The following is a 19,588-nucleotide window of genomic DNA, read 5'->3' as shown; positions in this document are numbered from 1 at the left end:
CTATTTACGGAGGGGCATATCTTGTTCAAAACAATCGTTTTACCAGTCGCCTTGTTGGGCGCGTTCGCCGGCGCACACGCCGACGAAGGGCAGTGGCAACCACACCAGCTGCCACAGCTGAAAGCCGAGCTCAAACGGGTCGGCATCGACATTCCTGCAGAAAAACTCGCCGACCTGAGCAAGCACCCGATGAGCGCCATCGTGTCGCTGGGCGGCTGCTCGGCCGCTTTCGTCTCCGACGCGGGCCTGGTGGTGACGAACCACCATTGCGCCTACGGCGCCGTGCAGCGCAATTCCACGCCGGAACACAATTACATCACCGACGGCTTCCTGGCCAAGACGCGCGCCAGCGAGCTGCCGGGCGGTCCGAACAGCCTCGTGTATGTAACGGACAAGGTGGAAAACGTCAGCGAGCGCGTGCTGAAAGGCTTGACGGCCAACATGAGCGGCCGCGCGCGCCACGAAGCCGTGGAAAAGCGCATCAAGGACCTGATCGCCGAATGCGAGACGGACAAGATGTACCGCTGCTCCGTGCCCGCCTTCCACCGCGGGCTCGAGTACTACCGCATCCGCCAGATGATGATACGCGACGTGCGCCTCGTGTATGCGCCATCGGACAAGATCGGCAACTTCGGCGGCGACACCGACAACTACGAATGGCCGCGCCACACGGGCGATTACTCGTTCCTGCGCGCCTACGTGGGCAAGGATGGCCGTCCGGCCGACCCGTCGCCCGACAACGTTCCCTACAAGTCGAAGGACTTCCTGGTGGTCTCGGCCGAAGGCTTGAAGGCCGGCGACGGCATCTTGCTGGCGGGCTACCCCGGCCGCACCAGCCGCTACAAGCTGCCGGCGGAAATCCGCTTCGCGCGCGATACGGCCTTCCCCTTGAAAGTATCCGAACTGCAAGCCGACCTGGCCGTGATGGCCGCCGCCACGCAGGGCGATGCGGCGGCCGCCGTCCGCTATGCGAGCGTGGTGAAAAGCATCAACAACGTGCTGAAGAAAACCCAGGGCTTGCTCGATGGTTTCGCCCGCAAGGACATCGCCGCCATCAAGGATGGGCAGGATGCCGAGTTCCGCGCCTGGTACGCGAAACAGCCGAACGTGTCGGCCACCCTGCTGGCCGAACTGGACGCGGCGATCGCCAGCGACATGGCCTTGAGCGAAGAGGAGTTCGCCTGGACGGTGGCCACCAACAGCGACCTGCTGAAAAGCGCGCGCACCGTCTACCGTCTGTCGCAAGAGCGCCAGAAGCCGGACGCCGAGCGCGAATCGGGCTTCCAGCAGCGCGACCTGGCCTTCATCAAGGCCCGTCTGGCCCGTTTGGAACAGTCGTACGTCAACAAGGTCGACCAGGCGCGCTTTGAAGCGGGCCTGAATCGTTACGCGCAGCTGGCGGCGAAGAGCCATCCGCAAGGCCTGGACGCGCTGCTGCCGGCACCAGGCGCCGTGGCCGCCCTGTACCAGCAGACGCAACTGGCTGACACGGCCAAGCGCCTGGCCTGGCTGGACAAGGACCAGGCTGCCGTTGCCCAGTCCGACGATGCTTTCATGCAGCTGGCCGTCAAGCTGTATCCGGTGGAACTGGCGCTGGAAGAGCGCCGCAAGGAAATCGACGGCAACCTGGAGCGCGTGATTCCGCAATACATGCAAGCCGTGATTGCGTGGAAGAAATCGCAAGGCAAGCCGGTCTATCCTGACGCCAACTCGACCCTGCGCGTGACCTACGGCACGGTCTCGCCGTACTCGCCGCGCGACGGCATCACCAAGGGGCCGTTCACGACCGTGGAAGGCATCGTCGAGAAAGTCACGGGCAAGGCCCCGTTCGAAGCGCCGCAAGGCTTGATCGACGCCGTCAAGCAAAAACGCTACGGCCAGTTCCGCGACCCGGTGCTGGGTACCGTGCCGGTCAACTTCCTCACCAGCGCGGACACCACGGGCGGCAATTCCGGCTCGGCCGTGATGAACAAGCGCGGCGAACTGATCGGCCTGAACTTCGATTCGACGTATGAATCGATCACCAAGGACTGGTACTTCGACACGGCCATCACGCGCGCCATCCACCTCGACATCCGCTACATGCTGTGGGTGATGAAGGAAGTGGACCACGCGGATAACTTGCTGCAGGAAATGACCATCAAGTATCCGAAAGCTGCCAAAGCCGCGAAGTAATCAGTTTTAGCAAGCGCTGGAACAAAGCCGCATCCGCCCCAGGGCCGATGCGGCTTTTTTGCGTATGGGCAACTGGTTTGAGTTCCATCAATATGCCAGCGTCCACCATGGTTAGCATGGACCAGGGAAACTATGGGATGGAGGCAACATGGATGATGGCGAGCTGGCAGCCGATCTGGCGCGGCTTTTCGGGGCGGACAGGCGAGTCCAGGACAGCCGCTTGCTGCGCATGGATTTTCCGCGCGAGGACGGTCCGCCCGATACCGCGCTGCTGGTCAACAGCTTGCGGGCACACGAGGAAATGTCGCGCGACTTCCGCTTCGACGTCGAACTGCTGTCCGATAATCTCCACGTCCCCCTGACGGCGATGATGGGACGCATGGTCACGATTTCGCTGGTGCGCGATGATGGCAGCTTGCGCTATTTTAATGGTTATGTCGGCGAATTTCGCCTGTTGCGCAGCGATGGCGGTTTCGCGTTCTACCAGATGGTGCTGCAACCCTGGCTGGCGTTGTCCAGGCTGCGCATGGACAACGTCTCGTTCCACGAACGCACGGTCATCGACATCAGCGAAACGACCTTCGATCATTATGTGCAGCGCGACTGGCAAAACCGGCTGCATGAGGAAAAAGCAATTTTAAGCTGCGCCAACCAGCATAATGAAACCGATTACAACCATCTGCACCGGCGCTGGGAAGACCAGGGTATCCATTACTGGTATGAACATCGCGCCGACGGTCATACGCTGTGTCTGGGCGACAATACCTGGCTGAGCGACAGCATCGATCCTGGCGACGGCCATGCCAGCGAAGCCGACGAGATGGTGTATCGCAGCGGCGCGGGCTCGCTGGAGCGCGACGGCATACGCGATTGGCAGGCAATACGCAAGATCGCTTCAGGCTCGCTCACGCTGGCCAGCTTCAACTACAAGCATCCGTATGCCAGCCGCGCCAGCGGCTATGCGCTGCACCAGCAGGGCGACGTGTTTGCCCATGAACTGTATCAAAACACCGGCTATGGCTATGCCGGCATGGGCGACGGCGAAGCGCTGGCGCAACGCCGCCTGGAGGAACAGAACTGCCAGGCGCAATACTTCGAAGCTGGCGGCAATCACCGCTGCGCCCAGGCCGGGCGCAGTTTCACGCTGGGCGGACACTTCAGCGCCCAGCAAGCCATGCCGGCCAGAGGTGAGGCGGCGCGCCCGGACATCGGCGCGCGCGAATACCTGATCCTGTCGGTCGATCATATCGCCAGCAACAATTACCAGGCAGGCACGGGCGCGAAGTCGCATTATGAAAACCGGTTTAACTGCATCCGCAAGAGCATCCGCTGGTATCCGGGGCGGCACTTCAACAGCACGCCTTGCGCGTTGCCCGGGGTGCAGACGGCGATCGTCACCGGGCCGGCAGGCGAAACCATCCATACCGACGGGCTGGGCCGGGTGAAGGTGCAATTCCACTGGGACCGGCTGAGCAAGTTCGACGCGGGCAGTTCGCCATGGATCCGGGTCATGACGCCATGGGCGGGCCAGGCGTTCGGCCAGATCGCGCTGCCGCGCATCGGCCAGGAAGTGCTGATCCAATTTCTCGACGGCAATATCGATCGTCCCATCATCGTCGGCGCAGTGTACAACGGCAACCATGCGCCGCCGTGGAATTTGCCGGGGCAACGCATGCTGGGCGGCTGGCGCAGCGCCGAGCTGATGCCTGGCGGCGGCTGCGGCGTGCGCGGTAATCAGTTGGTGCTCGACGACACGCACCAGCGCATCCAGGCGCAACTGAAAAGCGATCATCAGCACAGCCAATTGTCGCTCGGCTGCATCAGCCGCATCGAAGACGCCAGCGGGCGCAAGGATGCGCGTGGCGAGGGCTGGGAACTGGCGTCAGACGCCTGGGGCGTGGCGCGGGCCGGCCGCGGCATGTTGCTGACCACCGAAGCGCGCCCTGGCTCCGCCTCGCATATCAAGAGCATGGATGAAACCTTGCGCCGGCTGGCCGAGGCTGCTGAACGGCACAAGGCGCTTGCCGCCCTGGCGCAGCATTACGGCGCGCAAGAAAGCGCCGCCCAGCAGGGCGCCGCCGCCGATGTGCTCAACGACCAGCATGCCGGGATCAAGGGCGGTGCCGGCAGTGGCGATAGCGCATTTCCCGAACTATCCAAGCCGCATCTGGTGCTGGCCAGTCCGGCCGGTATAGAAACGACGAGCGCGCAATCGACGCACATCGCCAGTGCCGAGCACACGGCGCTGACGACCGGGCGCGATCTGTCGCTGGCGGCCGGCGGCGGCCTGTTCGCCAGCATCGGCGCGGCGTTCCGCCTGTTCGTCCACAAGGCTGGCATGAAACTGATCGCCGCAGCCGGCCCGGTGCAGATCGCGGCGCAAACCGATGCGGTCGATATCGTTGCTCACAAGGTGCTGGAATTGATCAGTCAGACCGACTGGGTGCATATTCGCGGCCGCAAAGGCGTGCGTCTGCATGGCGCCAATTGCATGCTTGAAATTAGCGACAAGGTACAGTTTTTTACCGCGTCGCCGACGCTGTTCCATGGAAACCTGGAAACCTTGGCGCCAAAGAACCGGCCGCAGCCGGAGCTGGAACCGCCCGTCGCGCCGGTAGCGGGGCAATTGCAGCATACGATACAGGCCCATGCGGATGGCGGCCAGTACGCCAATGTGCCGTACACGCTGTACAACGGGGAAGCCGAAGTCGAACGCGGCTTGACCGACGAATTCGGCCGCATCCTGATCGCGCATCAGGACGGCACGCCCCGGTACCGTGTCGTCCTTGGCAATGGCGAAGAGTTTTCATTGCAGGCGAGCACACGCTTCGACCCGGACGCGGCGCCGGGCGGCGAACACACGCTGTCGAACCGCGGCTTGCGCGCGTTCGACGACACCAGCGACAGCCGCTGGGTTCAATGATTCACGACACTGACTGGAGAGCGCCATGCCGGAATCGAGCGGCCGCATCGAAACCACCCATATCGACGAAGTCGGACGGACTGCGACCAGTTCGCTCCAGTGGCTGCTGGAAAACCGCAACCTGAAGGGCAAGGCCACTCATCCGATTACGCACAACAACAAGCTGACACTGTTCATTTGCGGACAGGAAGGGTTCGCCGACATCGCCGGCGAGATCGCCAAAGCTAAACATTCCATCGACCTGTGCTGCTGGGGTTTCGACCCGGGCATGGAACTGGTGCGCGGCAACAGCGCCACCTGGCCGCGTGGTGAAACGTTTGGCGATTTGCTGATCGCCGCCGCACGGCGTCAGGTCAGGGTGCGCCTGCTGATCTGGTATGACCGTATCGGTTCGCCGATGGTGCGCAATATGCCGGGCTATTCGCATGACGCCTCATCATGGAAAACCGATGCACAACGCTTTGATGACGTCAGCGCAAAAGCCAGCCTGGCGATGTTGCACGATGCTGTGAAAAAAAAGAAACATATTTTAGGCAACGGTTATTGGGGCGAATACCTCCGGCCTGAGTCTATTCCGATGATGGCGCGTCAAGAATATTGTTACAGCTGGTATGCGGCCGCGTTCAAGGGCCTGTTTGGCGGCCTGGAGATCCGCTTGCGGCACGGCGACAGCACCGCGATCAGCAAGAATATCGCGACCGAAATAGACCAGCCGCACGGCTTGACGATGGGGGAAATCGAGAAGCCCGGCATGCAATACCTGGGTACGCATCACCAGAAACCGGTCTTGATCGATTTCGACCACGAAGAAGGGGCCAAGGCCGTCGGTTATGTGATGGGCCTGAACTCGGTGACCGATTATTGGGACACGACGGCCCATCTGCTCGACGATACGCGCCGCGAACAGGGCGGCGTCAACGAGCGGCGCGAGTGTGTGCAGGGAGTGGCCGAGGACGGCGGGTTCGCCACCTTGAAGCCCTATCAGGATTACGCCTGCCGCATCGACGGCGGCAAGGCGCTGATCGCGCTGTACAACAATTTCGTGAAGGCATGGGACCGCGCGATCGACGACCGCACGCGTTCGGCTTCCACCGCCTGTGTTAGCCGGGAGTTGCCATGTGGCAGCCCACCGGCGCGGCTATTGGATAAGGCCGAACCAAGCGACGCCACCGTGCAGATCGTCCTGACGCAGCCCGAGGAGCAGGACAAGACGATCAAGGAAACCTACTTTCGCGCCGTGACCCAGGCCAGCCTTGCGGCCGGTTACCTGTACGTGGAAAACCAGTATTTCCAGTACGAAGAATGGGCCCGGCACTTGCTGGCCGAGCGCAAGAAGGTGGTCGCCGCCTGGAAGGCCGGGAGCCTGAAAGCTGGCAAGACCATGCGTGATTTGCCGGTCATGCACGTATTCATCGTCATTCCCGTGCCGGAGCGCGCGCAGATGGTGCCGCGCACCCACGACACGCTGGCGACACTGGGGCAGCACGCTGGCATGACGGGGCAAAACACCATGATCGACGACTATAACAAGCGACCGAAAACCCGGTCTGTCAAGCCAGGATTCGGCATTTCCACCGAGGTGGAAGTCAAGTTGCCCGACGTGGTGCAGCATGCCAACGGCATCAACAAACCCGGCGTGATGACACTCGAAAGCGAATTCGGGCTGAAGGTGTCGGTGGCCATGCTCAATGTCAGCGCGTTTGACAAGGACCGCTGGCGCTACCGTGAAATCTACATCCATTCCAAATTGATGCTGGTCGACGACGTGTTCATGACGCTGGGCAGCGCCAACCTGAACCAGCGCAGCATGGCCGTCGACAGCGAAATCAATATCGCCACCGACGACCACCGGGTGGCCCGCGATTTGCGCAAGCGGGTGTGGCGCATGCATAGCGGCGGATTGGTCGATGGAGGGGGCGGGACGAAGGCGGAGATTGTGTCGGCGTTTGGGAAATGGGTTGAATTGATGGGAGAAAATCGCGGCAGGAAAAAATCTGATTCTGCAAGTGCGGACCACAAGAAAATGACCGGTTTTTTGCTTCCCTTGGAAGATAACCGTAGTTCAACGTTACGTTTGGGTTGAGCATGAAAAAGTATAAAAATTTTCCCCTTCCCCTGTCATTTTTTATTACGGTAGTTATCCTGAGTTTCTCTTTAGGCGCCTGCAAAATGTCGAACGACACGAAAGAAGTCTTGCCACGCAACCAAAGCCTGCCGCTTTTCAATCCCCATGTAGTGGATTTTATCTGTGAAACCGAGGCGAGCAAGGTGCCGCCCATCGATGCGCAAGCCGAGGACTGGTTTCTCGAAGCACGCGCTTTGGAAGATCCTGAAATTTTCGTGGAAGACCGCGATTACAAAAAAATCGTTGATCTGACGCGTCAGGCGGCAGAGCGATTGCATTGGAAGGCGATGCTCAATCTGGCCAGCCTGTATCTGGAAGGGCGCGATCCCTTGCATGGAGAGGAAGAAGCGGTGCAACTGGTGGAAAAGGCGATGCGACTCGGGATTCCGGCGGCATATGACCGGATGGGGACGTATTACGCGAATGGCACGGGTGTCAACGGCGACATCACACGTGCCTATGCCTTCTGGCAAAAGGCTGCCGTCATGGGTAATCCTCAAGCGATGGATTTTTTGTCAGATAAACTAAATGTGGGTCCTGCAAATGAAGGGGCAGGGTATTGGGCTAATATTCCTGTTGCAATAAAAATGATGGAATGTGCATTTTCCCAGGGGTACGGACCAGTTGCATATAATCTATCTTACATGTATGCCTCCCCGAGAATGGCCACAGGGAGAGTTAGCGGGCCGCGTACGCCAGAAACTAAAGCACTTGCTCTTAAAGTTCTACATGAGGGCGTAGCATTCGGCTGCGAGAAATGCGCAAACAAACTCACGATTGAATTCGGCGATCCGTTTGATCTTGCAAATATGCTGGTTCCGTACATTGATAAAGCGCGAGCGGAACGTTACGGCGTACTTAGCCGTGAACTTGGATTCAATCCCAATGCGCGTTTTCCTAATCTGGACAAGGTCTTGCCGCTCCCGCCCGCCGATCTGCCGCCCTGGAATGGCGACAGGGATACCTTGCTGCATGCTGCCAAGGGCATCCGTCCGCCGCCAGCCACCCCGCAGCCAAGCGCCGCCGCGCTATTACAAAAACCGTACTTCTTGGCCGCCGATTATGCGCTGCGCCCCACCGGCTTGCACAGCGACGCGCCGATTGCGCCGTTTTCCGCATACTGGCAACCCGCCAAAGGGCAAGGAGTGACGGAGCCGGCCCGGCTGTTCAGTGAAGGCGAAGCGTTCCGCCATTTCAGCGTGCTCGATGCTGACGGAAACAGCCGTTATGGCCCCGTGACGTGGGAGCAGTGCCTGACGATACGGCACAACCATGGCGCCGTGGAACCGCGCGCGGTGCAGGGTTTGCTGCGCGAGGTGGCGCGGCCCGAGCCTTTGTTGAGCTGCGCTTACGACCAGGTCTGTCCGGTCAGCGGCGTCTGGCAACCGTGGGTGGCGGCCGACCATCCGCTGCAGGCCATCGTCAACCAGTACTGGCGCCAGGCGTGGCTGAACCAAGGCGCGCCGTTCCCGCGACCGCGCCGCGACTGGCTGCTGGACTTGCCAGATGGCGACGTGAGGTGGCATTTGATGGATGCGTCCCTTCCTGATCTTGGATAAGGCAATGGATAGCAATCAATCCAGCATGGCTGCCACAAGAGGACGCTTTGCGTCGCTTATTGTCTCGTGCTGCCTGCTTGCCTGCAAAATGCCAGACGACAAAGTTTCGCCGCGCAACCAGAGCCTGCCCCTCTTCAATCCCCATGTCGCGGATTTTATCTGTGAAACCGAGGCGAATAAGGTGCCGCCCATCGATGCGCAAGCCGAGGACTGGTTCCTCGAAGCGCGCGCCTTGGAAGATCCTGAAATTTTCGTGGAAGACCGCGATTACAAAAAAATCGTCGATTTGACGCGTCAAGCGGCAGAGCGATTGCACTGGAAGGCGATGCTCAATCTGGCCAGCCTGTATGTGGAAGGGCGTGATCCTGTATATGGTGAGGAAGAAGCGGTGCAACTGGTGGAAAAGGCGATGCGCCTGGGCATACCTGCCGCCTATGACCGGATGGGGACGTATTACGCGAATGGCACGGGCGTTAACGGCGACATCACGCGTGCCTATGCCTTTTGGCAAAAGGCGGCGCAGATGGGTAACCCCCAAGCGCTGGGTTTTTTAGGAGAAAAACTCACTGCGGGGAAGGATTATCCGGGTGCTGAAATGTGGGGGAATATTCCTGTGGCAATCAAGATGATGGAGTGTGCACTGGGGCAGGGATATGGCCCATCCGCATATGATTTATCTTATTTATATGTTGTATTAAGAACGCCTGACGGCACGTCTGATGGGGAAAGAACAACTGAAACCAAAGAGCGTGCGTTGCAAGTATTACATACCGGAGTAAGGCTGGGCTGCGAGAAATGCGCAAACAAACTCACGATTGAATTCGGCGATCCGTTTGATCTTGCAAATATGCTGGTCCCGTATATTGATAAGGCGCGAGCGGAACGTTACGGCGTACTTAGTCGTGCCCTCGGCTTCAACCCCAATCGCCGCTTTCCCAACCTCGATAAAATCCTGCCATTGCCACCGGCCGATCTGCCGCCGTGGGATGGACAACGAAAGAGCCTGCTCGACGCCGCCATGGGCGTCCGTCCACTGCCAGCCACCCCGCAGCCAGGCGCCGCCTCGCTTTCAAAAGAGCCATATTTCCTGGCCGCCGGCTAGGCGCAGCGTCCCGCCGGTTTGCCGTCCCTGCATCGCCCGCACTGTTCACGCGCCACGGCCTGCCGCATGGGCTGTGCCACGTATAATTCCTCCACTATCCACCGCTATTCTTTTTCGACAGGTTCCCATGCCCCAGACTCCCGATTTGCCGCCGGATTGGCACGCGTTTGAAACAGCCTATGACGTTGAAGCAACCTGGTTCAGGCTGGCCAATGCCTCGCTGGCGCTGCTGGGCGCGTCCGCTTTCAAGGATCAGGCATTTTCAGCCTTTGCCTTTAATGCCGTATCGTTCCCGTCCATTTCGCTGAGCTTTGACACCGATCCCGGTAACAGGGCGCGCGATTACTATCCTCCGGACTGGTCGAACGAGTGCATGGAAGCCGACGTGCCGGAAATCGGGCAATTGTGGGAGGAGGGCTACGCAAGGATCGAAGATGCTTTAAGCGAGCTGATCGACGCTGCCGATGACGAGCTGCTCTGCGCCATCGAGGAAGGCTATCTGCACAGCCTCAGGAAAACCATGGTGCGGCTGGAAACGTGCCATGCTTTCGAGCAGATCAAGACGTGCGCGCCGTTCTGGACCGTGGTCACGCAAGTCGATGCCGATACGGATGAAGAGGAGCGCCTGCTCGAACAGGTGCGCCAAGACTTTCTGGCGTGAGCGCTATATCAGGGCTTGCCAGGCTTTCACTTCCTCGTCCGTGAGCGCCGGTCCCCAGCCGCCGCGCAGCGCCGCATCCGGCTGCGCATAGCGCCCAAGCTGCGGCACGGCGACGTCATGCCTGGCACAGATATCAAAGACGGCTTCCAGCTGGCGCCGGCTTGCCGCAAGGTCATCACCATGCCAGGTACAGGCGCTCGTTTCCAGCACATGCTGCACCAGCGCTTCCAGCGTGCCCAGCAGGTGCCCGGGCAGTGGCGCACGCACGTCTTCCGGCCAGGGATCGCCCATGCCCGTCACAGCCAGGGAAGCGAAGCCCCGTTCCCAGGCGGCAAAATCCTCTGGCCCGACCTGCGCCACTTTCCACACGTGAGCGGCGAACGCGGACAGGGCAGGATGATCCACATCAAAGTGCCGGCAAAAGCGTTGCAGGCACGTGACGGCAAGGCATTGCCTGGCGATTACGGAGAGCGTGTCTATCGAGATGTTGTGCATGAGTCAAAAGCTCCTGACGGCGGCGCCTGCCGCAGCGCCTCCACCGGCAATTGAAAAAAGCGCGGCACCATGGCCGGCGACAGCGCGTCGCCGCCGTCCGCCATGGCCAGGCGGCCACTGAGCAGCAGCATCACGTAGCCATGGCCCAAGGACCAGCCGGCGCTGGCGGCGGCCTTGTCCCAGCGCGGGTCGAGGCCCGCTTCGCGCACGGCGGCGCCCGCCGTCTGCAGCACGTACTGGAAGCACGCCTGCGCCGCTTCCTGCAGGGCGGGGAACTGGCGCACGTCCTGGTGCTCGAACATCAGCCGGTAGTGGGCCGGCGCGGCCAGGGCGAATTCGATGTATTGCTGGCCCAGCAATTGAAAGCGCTGTTCGGCCGGCAAGCTGCCCGGCGGCGGCAGCTGCGTTTCCCATTTCTGTATCAGGCTGGCGAAACCGGCCGCCGCCACCTCGGCCAGCAGGGCTTCCTTGCTGGGAAAGTGGCGGTACACGGCGGCGACCGAGACGCCCACCGTGCGCGCCAGTTCGCGCAGCGACAGGGCGGCGTCTTGCTGCTGCGCCAGTTGCGCGATGACGGTGGCGACCAGGGTGTCGCGCAAGTTGCCGTGATGATAGGTGCTCGTTGTTGTCATTCGATGTTATCGCTGTTCACATTGTCGTGTATGATGGGCATGTTATCACTGAAAACATGGAGAGCACATGCATGAGATGAACATTGCCGTCCGCACCGTGGACTTGCCGCCAGGCGCCAGCATCGCCCCGCTGTATCCCGGCAGCAACCTGGCCGACGCCTACGCCGTCGATTTGCCCACCGCGCAGGCGCGCCAGATGGACATGCAGAGCCTGGCGCGCCAGCTGCTGGGCAAGCAGCCGGGCTGGGCGCGCAAGCTGATGGTGCTGCGCGATGCCATCGTGGCGCGTTTCGGCATCCGGACGGCAAAACAGATGGAAGCGCGGCCCGGCAAGCGCATCGGCATCTTCCGCATCTATGCCGTCAGCGACGACGAGATCATCCTGGGCGAGGATGACAGCCACCTCGATTTCCGCCTGTCGGTGCTGCGCAACCGCGACGCGGGCCGCCATGGCAACGTGACCGTCTCCAGCGTCGTGCATTGCCATAACCGGGTGGGGCGTGCCTATATCCTGCTGATCCGGCCGTTTCACAAGCTGATCGTGCGGCATTCGCTGGCGCGCGCCGCCAGGGCAGGCTTCGCCTGAGGCGGGGAGGGGCGGACGGCAAGGGCAATCTTGCTTATTCATGGCCGGTATTGCATACTGCACCACCAGCCTCATCACGATTCCCATGAACGATACGCTTCTCCTGCTGGGTTTTGCCACCACGCCGCTTGAACTGATTTCCTTTGTCCTGGCACTGACAACCGTTGCGCTGAACATCCGCCAGAATCACTGGGCGTGGCTGTTCGCCATCATTTCCTCGGCCGCCTACGGTTTCGTGTTTTTCGAATCGCGCCTGTATGGCGACATGGCCTTGCAACTGCTGTTCATCAGCGTCTCGTTCTGGGGCTGGTACCAGTGGCTGCATCCGGCCAGCGGCGGCAAGACCCTGCCCGTCACGCGGCTGGGCATGCGCGGCTGGCTGGGCAGCGCCCTGGCGTGGCTGGCGGGCTTTGTGCTGCTGGCCTGGCTGCTGACCTCGACCGACACGGACGTGCCTCACGCGGACGGTTTCCTCACGGCAGGCAGCCTGGTGGGACAATTCCTGCTGTCGCGCAAGAAGCTGGAAAACTGGATCGTCTGGATCGTCGTCGACGTGCTGTACGTGTGGCTGTACCTGCACAAGGACCTGACCCTGACGGCTATCCTGTATGCCGTGTTTGTTGTCATGGCCACGATCGGCTTGCTGGCGTGGAAAAAAGCGGCGCCGGCCGCGCCCGATGCAATGGTCCTCAAGTGATGGACCGCTGCGTGCGCGTGGCCATCCTGGGCGCGGAATCGTCGGGCAAGTCGACCCTGGCGGCCGCGCTGGCCGAGCGCTACGGCACCGTCTGGGTGCCTGAGTATTTACGTGAATTCGTCGCCACGCAGGGCAGGGTGCCTGTGGCGGAAGACCAATATGGGATTGCGCGTACGCAAGTTGAACGCGAAGACGCGGCCGCTGCGCAAGCCCGTCACTTCCTGTTCTGCGACACGACGCCCTTGATGACGGCGGTCTACAGCCGCCATTATTTCAATGGCGCCGATGCGCAACTGGCGGCGCTGGCCGATGCCGCGCACTACGATGTGACCTTGGTGACGGCGCCAGACAGCCCGTGGGTGGCCGACGGCTTACAGCGCGAGTCCGAAGCAGTGCGCCAGCTGATCTACCGCTACCTGCTCGACGAGCTCGACGCGCGCGGCATCGCCTATCAGGTGCTGCGCGACAGCCTGGAGGCGCGCCTGGAACAGGCGGCGCCCTTGCTGCAGCAGGCGCTCGCTGCAGCGCCTGCCATTTCCCTCAATTAAAAATCGAACTGCGCCGACACCTTGAAGGTGCGGCTGGCGCCCGGATACAGATAGCCGTCCGATTCCGGCGTCACGTCGCGCCAGTAGAACTTGTCGGCCACGTTGTTGACGGCGGCGCGCAGCACGGCGCGCGTGCCGGCGATGCGCGTGGCGTAAGCGGCGCCCAGGTTGAACACGTGGTACGACGGCACGAAGGTCGTGTTGTTGTACTCAAACGCTTTCTTGCCCGCATATTCCCAGCTGCCATTCACGCTCAGGCCCGCCACCTGTTGTACGGCGTAGTCCGCATGCACGGCCGCCTTGAAGGCGGGCACGTTGGGTACGCGCTTGCCGTCGAGGTCCGCATTGCCCGTGCCCGACTGCTGGCTGTTCAGGGCCGTCACGGAAGCGCCCAGGCTCAGGTTGGCGCTTGCCTTGCCCTGCGCCGACAATTCCAGGCCGCGGTGCTGGGCCTGGCCTTCGCGCACGAAGTAGCCGGCCGTGTTCTGGAATTCCAGGCCCTTGCGGATCTGGAACAGGCTGGCCGCCAGCATGAAGTCCGGCGTTACATCCATCTTGGCGCCGAGTTCGATCTGCTTCGAGCGGCTCGGCGACAGTTCTTCATTGGCATTCATCGCCTTGCGGTCGGCCGTGCCGCCATGTTCCATGCCCTGCGAATAGGCCGCATACACGGACACATTGTCGAGCGGGGTATAGACGAGCGATACATTCGGCAGCAGGAAATCGTGCTTGGCGCGGATTTCCGTGTCGGCCTTCAGCACGTACTGGTAGCCATCGACATTGATATGGCGCAAGCCGCCATGCAGTTTCCAGTTCGGCGCCAGGCTGACGATATCCTGCACGAAGACGGCGTTTTCCGTATCCTTGCGCACCAGGCGCACGGGACCCGTGACGCCTGGCGACGTGCCGACGATCTGCGGCTGGTAGATGTTGCTCACGCCGACCCAGTCGTACACGTACAGGCCGGCGCGGTCCTTGCGGCGGAAGGTCGAGACGCCGGCCGTGAAGTCGTGGCGCAGCGAGCCGGTGGCGAACTTGCCCTGGATCATGGCTTGCGCGCTCAGCGGCTTTTTCGTCTCGCCCAGGCTGCGGTAGTCGTACACGTCGTAATCGCCATTGCCGCAGAAGCCGGGGTACAGTTCCTGTCCGCTGCAGCCATACGGGAAGGCTGTGTAGTCGTCGCGCTTGAACGAGTGCTGGTTGGCCGACACGGTGGCGTGCCAGTCGTCATTGAAGGCGTACTGGAAGCGCAGGCCGATATTGCTGGTGACGGTTTCCACGGGGCGCGTCCACGGCTGCAGGTTGAGCATGGCGTCGGCGCTGATACCGGTCGGCAAGGTTTTATTGTTCAGCAGCTGGAAGCCGGGCGCCGTGACCTGCGCCTTGTCCTGGTAGTCGGCATCGAGCTGCAGCAGCGCTTGCGGCGAAATCTGCCAGTCGAAGGCGCTGGAAATGAATTTGCGGTTGCCGTCCGCACCCTTGATGTAGGAGCGCAGGCGCTCGGCCGCCACGTTGACGCGGTAGCCGAAGCGCGTGTCTTCCAGGCGTCCGCCCAGGTCGACGGCGCCGTACAGGGTGCCTCGTTCGCGCGTTTCCACGGTGACCGTGCGCAGCGGCGCGGCGGTGGGGCGCTTGACGATGAAGTCGATCACGCCGCCCGGCGCGGCCACGCCTGCCTGCAAGCCGGCCAGGCCTTTCAGTACTTCGATGCGTTCCTTGTTTTCCAGCGGAATTTGCGTGTCGCCAGGAATGGCCACGCCATCCTTGCGGTAGCTGGAATTGTTGTCGAGCTTGAAGCCGCGGATCGTAAACTGTTCCGCATAGCCGACGGCGTTGTAGGCATCGTTGATGCTGGCGTCGAGCTTGACGGCATCGCTGAGATTGCGAATTTGCAAGTCCTGCATGTCTTTCTGCGAAATGACGGTGACGGACGCGGGCGTCTGCAGCAGCGGCGCATCGCTGAAACCACCCACGGAGGCGCGCTTGGCGACCGGCGCCTTGCTGGCCGTGACGACGACTTCGGCCATGCTTTGCGCTTGCGGCTCGGCCGCTTCGGTGCTGTCATTTGCGGCAAAGGCAGGCGCGGCAAACGCGTGCAGGATGGCCAGGGTCAATACAGAAACGGATAAATTCGGTGTGGACATAGAGTGCTCGTGGTTCAAGCCGTCTCGGGAAAGAGCACGGCAGGCTGCTTGTTCGGCTGGCGCCAACGCAGGAGCTATCAAAGGAGGGAGGTACTTTGCGCTTTCCTTCGCTGGCATTATCCAGATCAGGTACGAAGGGTATCTCTCACCCGGATGACTGCTCCAGGACCCCTAGCGAAATGACAGCTTAGCATGAAGCACGGCCCGCTGTCCCACCCGGCTGACCGTTTTACAACACTGTGACGCGAATCTACAAACTGAGTTCGAGCACCTTGCGGCTGACGGTGGGCGTCACTTCGCGCTGTTCGCCCAGCGTCGTCATGCCGTGCGCTTCCAGGGCGGACACGACGGCGTCCACGCTCGCGTGGTTCAGACCGTAGTCGGCCAGGCGCGTCTTGACGCCCATGTGGCGGAAGAAGAATTCCGTGCGCGCGATGGCCGCCTCGATGCGGCCCTCTTCGTCGCCGCCATCGAGGCCCCACACGCGGGCCGCATATTGCAGCAGCTTGGCGCGCTTGGCCTGTTTGCGCACGCGCAACATGCTGGGCAGGATGATGGCGAGGGTCTGCGCATGGTCGAGCTCGTACAGGGCCGTCAATTCGTGGCCGATGGCGTGCGTGGACCAGTCCTGCGGCACGCCCACGCCGATCAGGCCGTTCAAGGCCAGGGTGGCGCTCCACATCACGTTGGCGCGCACGTCGTAGTCGTCCGGGTGCGACAGGGCTTTCGGGCCTTCCTCGATCAGCGTCAATAAAATGCCTTCGGCGAAGCGGTCCTGCACGGACGCGTTCACGGGGTAGGTCAGGTACTGTTCCATCACATGCGCGAACGCATCGACGACGCCGTTGCCCACCTGGCGCAGCGGCAAGGTGAACGTTTTCGACGGGTCCAGCACGGAGAATTTCGGATACACCTTGCGGCTCATGAACGAGCGCTTTTCCTGGGTGGCCTTGCGCGTGATCACGGCCGAGCCATTCATTTCGGAACCCGTGGCCGGCAAGGTGAGCACCGTGCCGAAGGGCAGGGCGGCCTCGACGATCTTGCCGCCTTTGGCCAGGATGTCCCATGCCTCGCCCTCGTGCAGGGCGGCTGCGGCGATGAACTTGGTGCCGTCGACCACGGAGCCGCCGCCGACGGCCAGCAGGAAATCGATGCGCTCGCTTTTCACCATGGCCACGGCCTGCATCAGGGTTTCATAGCTGGGATTGGGTTCGATGCCGGCAAATTCCAGCACCGTGTGGCCGGCCAGCGCCGCCCTGACTTCATCGTAGACGCCGTTCTGCTTGATGCTGCCGCCGCCGTAGGTCATCAGGACCCGCGCCTGGGGCGGGATCAGGCCGGCGATGGCGGCGATCTGGCCCTGGCCGAAGAGGATTTGCGTCGGATTGTAAAAATCGAAATTGAACATGGGGCTCCCGCTGCCGAGGTGTAGGCTGTTGCTGAGGCATGATTATGGCCGAACGGGTGAAATCGTGTTGTGGACGCTTGAGCTTTTCGCCCGCGCGGTGGAGAATGCAGCCGATGTCACCACCACGCGAAAAGGAATGCGCATGACCACCGTCCCACTGGAAGAATCCGGCTTGCCGGCCACCGCGCTCGACATGCACCGCGCCATCGGCGCCACCATCGCCGCGCTGCAGGCGCTGGACTTGAACAGCCAGCGCTTCGAGGCGTGCACGGACCCGGAACTGCGCCGCGTGCTGGCGCATGCGGGCGACACGAGCCGCAAGGAAGCGGCCATGCTGCTCGAATGGATGCGCCGCCGCGACGCGCGCCTCGATACGGCCATGAAGGAAGCGCTGTTCAAGGCGGGGCCAATTGTTGCCCAGTATCACTATGACGAGAAAATATTGTAACTATTGGTTTGTTGTTGTGGCGTACCATGCGCCATTTAACCTTTGCTTCGCGTAGACTGTGCCCCGAACACGATTTTGGGGGAGTCTGCAGAAATGAAATCATTACCATACCGAGAAGGCAGCTGGTTTGCCGTGCCCCTGCCGGGCGGCGGTTATGCCGTCGGCGTGGTGGCGCGCAGGGCGCCTGCCGGGCGCATCATGCTGGCGTATATGTTCGGGCCGAAGCGCGACAGTTTGCCCGCGCTGGAAGAGCTGGAAGGCTTGCGGCCGGAACAGGCCGTGCGCCGCCTGCGCACGGGGGACATGGCCCTGCTCAACGAGCGCTGGCCCTTGCTGGGCGACAGTGCTCACTGGGAGCGCGATGCCTGGCCCATGCCGGCCTTTATCCGCCGCAATGAATCCTTGCAGCGCGCCTGGCGCGCCAGCTATGCGGATGCCGATCCTGCCAAGCTGAACCGCGAGGAATCGATCCCCTTCGACACGCCGGGCATGGAAAGCGATTCCCTGTACGGCTACGGGGCGACGGAATTGCTGATGAGTAAATTGCTGACGCAGGAGCAGGCCTCGGCGTGATGGCTGCCGGGCGGCGTTGGTGCCGGAACCTGCATCGGACCGTAGGTCGGCTTAGCGCAAAGCGCGTAAGCCGACACCACCAGCGGCCCAGGTCAACAATGTTGTCGGATTACGCGAGGCAAGGCCTCGCTAATCCGACCTACGCCGCTTATGCCGCCGGCAAGCTGATCTGAAACGCCAGGCCGCCGCCTTCGCGGTTGCGCACCTGCAGTTCGGCGCCGTGGCGCAGCAGCACGCGGTCGACGATGGCCAGGCCCAGGCCAGCGCCGTTGGCTTGTCCGCGCGCCGTGTCGAGGCGGGTGAACGGCTTCATCAGCTGCTCGATCTTTTCCGCCGGCACGCCCGTGCCGTGGTCCTGTACCTCGATGATCACCTTTTTCGCGCCGTGGCTGGTGCGCACCTGGCAGGCGATGTCGATTTCCGTCACGTCGCTGCCCGGCGTCTTGCCATAGCGGCGCGCATTCTCGATCAGGTTGTTCAGCACGCGGCGCAAGTCGGTGGGGTTGCCCATCGCATGCGCGCCATCGGCGATGGTGGCGTTGAGCTTCACGTCCGACAGGCGCATCGCTTCGCGCGTCATATCGTGGAGCAAACCGCTGAGGTCGACGTCGGTAAAGCTCGACGCTTCCGTCGGCTTGGCGTAGTCGAGGAACTGGCCGATGATGGCGTCCATCTGTCCGATATCGGACTGGATGCCTTCGCGCGCCTCGTCCGACAGGTTGGCCATTTCCACTTCCAGCTGCATGCGCGCCAGCGGCGTGCGCAAGTCGTGCGAAATGCCCGCCAGAATCACGGCGCGGTCCGATTCCACTTGTTTCAGATCATCGACCATCTGGTTGAAGCTGCGGTTCGCCTCGATGATTTCGATCGGCCCTTTTTCCGGCAGCGGCGCCGGCTGCTTGCCCTTGGCGATGTCGCGCGCGGCCGCCGTCAGACGCGACAGCGGCAGATTGATCAGGCTGGAAATGATGGCCGCGCCCAACAGCGACAGCAGCGATACCAGGCTGGCCCAGCCCAGCCACTGGAAGCCCGTGAGGCCGCGCAGGCGCTCGCGGTCCAGCATCAGCCAGTATTCGTCGTCGTCGATCTTGAAGCTGACCCAGAAGCCGGCCACGCCGTTGACGCGCGCGGAAAAGCGCGTGTCCTTGCCCAGTTTGGCCTTCACCAGCGTCTCGATCTCGGGCATCAGGTAATTGTCGGGCGGCGGCTCGATGCGGTCGTCCTCTTCCAGCGAGAAGATGCGGATGCCTTCGTTGCTGACGAGGTCGAACAGCAGCTCGCGGCGCAACTCGGGCGCCGAGTGCGTCAGTGCCGCATGCGTGATGGTGACGACGGAAATGATCTGGGCGGAAATCTGCTGCGCCTGCGGCTCGCGCTGGATGACGGAAATCATGCCGATCCAGGTGATCATGCTGACCGTGGTCAAGGTGCCGAGCAGCAAAAAGGTGCGCCAGAACAGGCCGCTTTTCAGCCGCGCCAGGCTGATATCGGGAACAAGCTTCATCATGCCTC

Annotated in this window: 16 protein-coding genes and 1 riboswitch; of the genes, 11 read left to right on the top strand and 5 right to left on the bottom strand. The window is 61.9% G+C overall.

Translation table 11 applies throughout. From position 1 onward, the window contains the following. Window positions 1-21: 21 nt before the first annotated feature. The 6 genes from AC3RCG_RS20025 (at window position 22) to AC3RCG_RS20000 (ending at window position 10,545) form a co-directional block, all read left to right on the top strand. Complete coding sequence (locus tag AC3RCG_RS20025; protein WP_492403148.1) at window positions 22-2,175, top strand: S46 family peptidase; 2,154 nt, start codon at window positions 22-24, stop codon at window positions 2,173-2,175. A gap of 148 nt (window positions 2,176-2,323) precedes the next feature. Then, on the top strand, window positions 2,324-5,098 hold the full coding sequence (locus AC3RCG_RS20020) for a type VI secretion system Vgr family protein (RefSeq protein ID WP_492403146.1): 2,775 nt from the start codon (window positions 2,324-2,326) through the stop codon (window positions 5,096-5,098). Between the two features lie 25 nt (window positions 5,099-5,123). After that, window positions 5,124-7,181 carry a phospholipase D-like domain-containing protein gene (locus tag AC3RCG_RS20015; RefSeq protein WP_492403144.1) on the top strand — a complete coding sequence of 686 codons (2,058 nt, stop codon included), beginning with the start codon at window positions 5,124-5,126 and terminating at the stop codon, window positions 7,179-7,181. A gap of 2 nt (window positions 7,182-7,183) precedes the next feature. Then, entirely contained in the window at window positions 7,184-8,782 is a 1,599-nt protein-coding gene (locus AC3RCG_RS20010; protein WP_492403142.1) for a tetratricopeptide repeat protein, read from the top strand. Window positions 8,783-8,786: 4 nt separating this feature from the next. Beyond that, on the top strand, window positions 8,787-9,884 hold the full coding sequence (locus tag AC3RCG_RS20005) for a tetratricopeptide repeat protein (protein WP_492403140.1): 1,098 nt from the start codon (window positions 8,787-8,789) through the stop codon (window positions 9,882-9,884). A gap of 127 nt (window positions 9,885-10,011) precedes the next feature. Beyond that, the gene (locus tag AC3RCG_RS20000) at window positions 10,012-10,545 is read left to right on the top strand and encodes a hypothetical protein (protein ID WP_492403138.1); all 534 of its coding nucleotides are present in this window, start codon (window positions 10,012-10,014) and stop codon (window positions 10,543-10,545) included. A gap of 3 nt (window positions 10,546-10,548) precedes the next feature. Here the strand turns inward: AC3RCG_RS20000 and AC3RCG_RS19995 are convergent, their stop codons facing one another. Both AC3RCG_RS19995 and AC3RCG_RS19990 read right to left on the bottom strand, forming a co-directional pair. After that, window positions 10,549-10,950: a hypothetical protein gene (locus AC3RCG_RS19995; RefSeq protein ID WP_492403136.1), complete on the bottom strand. Its 402-nt coding sequence runs from the start codon at window positions 10,948-10,950 to the stop codon at window positions 10,549-10,551. A 71-nt stretch (window positions 10,951-11,021) separates the two neighbouring features. After that, window positions 11,022-11,672 (bottom strand): TetR/AcrR family transcriptional regulator, encoded by a 651-nt coding sequence (locus AC3RCG_RS19990; protein WP_083286954.1) that lies wholly within the window; start codon window positions 11,670-11,672, stop codon window positions 11,022-11,024. 67 nt (window positions 11,673-11,739) lie between these two features. Here AC3RCG_RS19990 and AC3RCG_RS19985 point away from each other — a divergent pair, with 67 nt between their 5' ends. The 3 genes from AC3RCG_RS19985 (at window position 11,740) to AC3RCG_RS19975 (ending at window position 13,503) form a co-directional block, all read left to right on the top strand. Further along, window positions 11,740-12,258: a DUF2867 domain-containing protein gene (locus AC3RCG_RS19985; protein ID WP_070224024.1), complete on the top strand. Its 519-nt coding sequence runs from the start codon at window positions 11,740-11,742 to the stop codon at window positions 12,256-12,258. An 85-nt stretch (window positions 12,259-12,343) separates the two neighbouring features. Beyond that, entirely contained in the window at window positions 12,344-12,955 is a 612-nt protein-coding gene (gene pnuC, locus AC3RCG_RS19980; protein ID WP_070224181.1) for a nicotinamide riboside transporter PnuC, read from the top strand. Further along, entirely contained in the window at window positions 12,955-13,503 is a 549-nt protein-coding gene (locus AC3RCG_RS19975) for an AAA family ATPase (protein ID WP_492403309.1), read from the top strand. Before pnuC ends, AC3RCG_RS19975 begins: the two co-directional genes overlap by 1 nt. Here the strand turns inward: AC3RCG_RS19975 and AC3RCG_RS19970 are convergent. Together AC3RCG_RS19970 and AC3RCG_RS19965 are read right to left on the bottom strand one after the other, a co-directional pair. After that, the gene (locus tag AC3RCG_RS19970) at window positions 13,500-15,647 is read right to left on the bottom strand and encodes a TonB-dependent siderophore receptor (RefSeq protein WP_492403133.1); all 2,148 of its coding nucleotides are present in this window, start codon (window positions 15,645-15,647) and stop codon (window positions 13,500-13,502) included. The genes AC3RCG_RS19975 and AC3RCG_RS19970 overlap by 4 nt on opposite strands. Before the next feature lie 85 nt (window positions 15,648-15,732). Next, a riboswitch (TPP riboswitch) is annotated at window positions 15,733-15,830 on the bottom strand. Between the two features lie 67 nt (window positions 15,831-15,897). Beyond that, window positions 15,898-17,055, bottom strand: a complete 1,158-nt coding sequence (locus AC3RCG_RS19965) for an iron-containing alcohol dehydrogenase (protein ID WP_492403131.1) — start codon at window positions 17,053-17,055, stop codon at window positions 15,898-15,900. Between the two features lie 142 nt (window positions 17,056-17,197). On the opposite strand from AC3RCG_RS19965, the gene AC3RCG_RS19960 reads away from it, so the two are divergent. Then, window positions 17,198-17,503: a ferritin family protein gene (locus AC3RCG_RS19960; RefSeq protein ID WP_034750230.1), complete on the top strand. Its 306-nt coding sequence runs from the start codon at window positions 17,198-17,200 to the stop codon at window positions 17,501-17,503. Between the two features lie 93 nt (window positions 17,504-17,596). Continuing rightward, complete coding sequence (locus AC3RCG_RS19955; protein ID WP_492403129.1) at window positions 17,597-18,076, top strand: Imm26 family immunity protein; 480 nt, start codon at window positions 17,597-17,599, stop codon at window positions 18,074-18,076. A gap of 148 nt (window positions 18,077-18,224) precedes the next feature. On the opposite strand, the gene AC3RCG_RS19950 is transcribed toward AC3RCG_RS19955, so the two are convergent. Continuing rightward, window positions 18,225-19,583: a sensor histidine kinase gene (locus tag AC3RCG_RS19950; RefSeq protein WP_492403127.1), complete on the bottom strand. Its 1,359-nt coding sequence runs from the start codon at window positions 19,581-19,583 to the stop codon at window positions 18,225-18,227. Between the last annotated feature and the right edge of the window lie 5 nt (window positions 19,584-19,588).

Source organism: Janthinobacterium sp. GW823-FHT01H08 (assembly GCF_058797855.1).
Note: the sequence above shows the minus strand (reverse complement) of the source record. Positions and strands in the feature narration are given on the sequence as shown.

Excerpts from the sequence above, each read along its gene's own strand:
- AC3RCG_RS20020 (WP_492403146.1), top strand. The coding sequence starts at position 2,324 with ATGGATGATGGCGAGCTGGCAGCCGATCTGGCGCGGCTTTTCGGGGCG.
- AC3RCG_RS20015 (WP_492403144.1), top strand. The coding sequence starts at position 5,124 with ATGCCGGAATCGAGCGGCCGCATCGAAACCACCCATATCGACGAAGTC.
- AC3RCG_RS20010 (WP_492403142.1), top strand. The coding sequence starts at position 7,184 with ATGAAAAAGTATAAAAATTTTCCCCTTCCCCTGTCATTTTTTATTACG.
- AC3RCG_RS20005 (WP_492403140.1), top strand. The coding sequence starts at position 8,787 with ATGGATAGCAATCAATCCAGCATGGCTGCCACAAGAGGACGCTTTGCG.
- AC3RCG_RS20000 (WP_492403138.1), top strand. The coding sequence starts at position 10,012 with ATGCCCCAGACTCCCGATTTGCCGCCGGATTGGCACGCGTTTGAAACA.
- AC3RCG_RS19990 (WP_083286954.1), bottom strand. The coding sequence starts at position 11,672 with ATGACAACAACGAGCACCTATCATCACGGCAACTTGCGCGACACCCTG.
- AC3RCG_RS19985 (WP_070224024.1), top strand. The coding sequence starts at position 11,740 with ATGCATGAGATGAACATTGCCGTCCGCACCGTGGACTTGCCGCCAGGC.
- pnuC (WP_070224181.1), top strand. The coding sequence starts at position 12,344 with ATGAACGATACGCTTCTCCTGCTGGGTTTTGCCACCACGCCGCTTGAA.
- AC3RCG_RS19975 (WP_492403309.1), top strand. The coding sequence starts at position 12,955 with ATGGACCGCTGCGTGCGCGTGGCCATCCTGGGCGCGGAATCGTCGGGC.
- AC3RCG_RS19970 (WP_492403133.1), bottom strand. The coding sequence starts at position 15,647 with ATGTCCACACCGAATTTATCCGTTTCTGTATTGACCCTGGCCATCCTG.
- AC3RCG_RS19965 (WP_492403131.1), bottom strand. The coding sequence starts at position 17,055 with ATGTTCAATTTCGATTTTTACAATCCGACGCAAATCCTCTTCGGCCAG.
- AC3RCG_RS19960 (WP_034750230.1), top strand. The coding sequence starts at position 17,198 with ATGACCACCGTCCCACTGGAAGAATCCGGCTTGCCGGCCACCGCGCTC.
- AC3RCG_RS19955 (WP_492403129.1), top strand. The coding sequence starts at position 17,597 with ATGAAATCATTACCATACCGAGAAGGCAGCTGGTTTGCCGTGCCCCTG.
- AC3RCG_RS19950 (WP_492403127.1), bottom strand. The coding sequence starts at position 19,583 with ATGATGAAGCTTGTTCCCGATATCAGCCTGGCGCGGCTGAAAAGCGGC.